Genomic DNA, 238 nt, shown 5'->3' with positions numbered 1-238 from the left:
CTGGCCTGTTATCGTCGTTTTCGCGAAGAATTTGGCACTCAGCTGTGTTTTCATCGTCATGAGCTGAAAGGGTTAAAAAAATATTCACCGGAAAATATTGCCAAAGTGGAAAAGGGTATTCTTAATCAACCTCAGCTCTGCTTAAGAACAGAGATTTCAGAAGCACGTAGATTCAGACTCGGTCTTATCGCTTGGAATGTAAATGTGCCGCTTCTATGCGTTTCGTGCATTGACTCAA

1 pseudogene is annotated in these 238 nt (G+C 42.0%); it reads left to right on the top strand.

What is annotated here, in order from left to right:
- Positions 1-238 (top strand): annotated as a pseudogene (locus tag ABR397_RS24070) (hypothetical protein); the annotation flags it as partial.

Source organism: Photorhabdus viridis, assembly GCF_040256935.1.
GTDB lineage: Bacteria > Pseudomonadota > Gammaproteobacteria > Enterobacterales > Enterobacteriaceae > Photorhabdus > Photorhabdus viridis.
The sequence above is the reverse complement of the archived record's forward strand: the minus strand, read 5'-3'. Positions and strand labels throughout refer to the sequence as shown.